Origin of the sequence: Arthrobacter echini (genome assembly GCF_008107445.1) — a bacterium.
Lineage (GTDB): Bacteria > Actinomycetota > Actinomycetes > Actinomycetales > Micrococcaceae > Arthrobacter_D > Arthrobacter_D echini_A.
This window is the reverse complement of sequence record NZ_VSLD01000025.1, coordinates 1-1,499: the sequence shown is the minus strand read 5'-3', so window position 1 is coordinate 1,499 and position 1,499 is coordinate 1. Positions and strand designations below refer to the sequence as shown.

The 1,499-nt window shown below is 61.1% G+C and carries 3 protein-coding genes; 1 reads left to right on the top strand and 2 read right to left on the bottom strand.

Translation table 11 applies throughout. From position 1 onward, the window contains the following. Nucleotides 1-1,093, bottom strand: a 1,093-nt coding sequence (locus tag FQ377_RS14640; RefSeq protein ID WP_262364488.1) for a lysozyme, incomplete at its 3' end; no start/stop codon positions are given. Nucleotides 1,094-1,160: 67 nt separating this feature from the next. Between FQ377_RS14640 and FQ377_RS15210 the strand changes: the two genes are divergently transcribed. Next, a complete protein-coding gene (locus FQ377_RS15210; RefSeq protein WP_262364487.1) occupies nt 1,161-1,307 on the top strand; it encodes a hypothetical protein in 147 nt (48 codons plus the stop codon). On the opposite strand, the gene FQ377_RS14955 is transcribed toward FQ377_RS15210, so the two are convergent. Continuing rightward, nucleotides 1,288-1,499 (bottom strand): hypothetical protein (locus FQ377_RS14955; RefSeq protein WP_187393398.1); only part of this gene is annotated, 212 nt, incomplete at its 5' end. The two genes, FQ377_RS15210 and FQ377_RS14955, sit on opposite strands and share 20 nt — an antisense overlap.

Genomic DNA, 1,499 nt, shown 5'->3' with positions numbered 1-1,499 from the left:
GATCCGTGACCCCGTCGCCAGTGAAATCGGGGCCACTGAACCGCAACTCCGCCCTATCGATCACAGCCACGGGAGCAACAGGCGCAGGCTTAGGAGCGATCGGTACAGGCTTCGGAGCAACCGGCACAGGCTTAGGAGCAACCGGCACGCTACTGGAATTACGAGCAAAGGCTTCCAATGATGCGTAGGAGCCCGGCCACTGGTTCGAGTCCCCCGCGAACGGACCGGACTCGCTGTACTGCCAAACGGAGTACTTCGTCCAGCCCGCGGGCAAGGCGCCCGCTCCCACGTTGTTGAAGGCGGCGAGGTGCAGCGGATGATCCCCGAATGCCGTTGTGCTTGCGAAGCAGTAGTTCCACCAGTTGGCCGTCGTGTAGATCATCGGCAGGCGTCCGGTTCGCGCTTTGATCGTGTTAGAGAAATCTCGAACCCAGGAGATCAATTGGGAAGGCGTCATGCCGTAGCAGGTATCACCACTCCCGCTGGGCATCACGTCGGCCCCGTACGGGTTGTACTCGATGTCGAGGAGAGGGGGGAGGCTTTGACCGTCAGCGGACCATCCGCCACCGTTGTCGAGAAAGTAGTTGGCTTGCTCGCGACCTGAGGTCAGGTTCGGCAAAGCAAAATGATAGGCCCCTCGCAACATCCCAACTGCGGAGCTACCACTGTATTGGGGCGAGAACTCCGGATTCTTGTAGAAGGTGCCTTCCGTTCCCTTGATGTAGGTGAAGCGCGCACCGAGCGACCACTGGGACGTCCAGTCGACATTCCCCTGCCAGGCGCTGACATCCATGCCCTGGACGCCGCTGGGACGCCACGTCGAGCCGCTCATGGCGGACGACCCTGTTGAACCACTCTTCATCGATTCAGCATCTGCTTCGCGATCGAGGAGCTCCTGCCGGGACAAGGCCGTCGCAAGGCCGGCCGCCGCTCGCTTCACTCCCTGCCCCATCTCGGCGCCGAACTTGCCCACCTGGGGGTCCGCCTCATCCTCTTCAGATTGTTCGGCTTCTCCTTGACCAGGAGATGCTTCGGTAGCAGGAATGACAGGAGGAGTAGGGCCAGACTCGATGTCCGCGTCCGTCAGGTTCATCTCCGCTGAGGAGGAAACTTGCGCTTGCGGTGCCTGGACCGCAGGCGATGTGGAAAGGGACGATGCCGTGGCTGGTAGCGACGTGCTCACCGCAGCAGCAGAGATGAGAGCTGCGACGCTGATGCTGAAGACGGCCCGGAACCTTGCGGAGGAACACGCCCTCCGGTTCGTAGTAGACGAGACCATGATGTTCCTTAGAGTTTTCCGGTGTTGAGGGTGATGATGTTGAGCTCTCCGGTGGGTTTGAGGTTGCGGAGGGTGAGGGAACCGTTTCGGCCGGGGGTGAGGGTTGCTGTTTGGTTGGGCATGGCGAAGTTCCGTGCTGCTGCGGGGATGGTGGTGGCTGACCAGTATTCGGTGGTCTTGATGCGTGGTTTCCATCCGCCGGTCCCGTTTCCGGGATAGA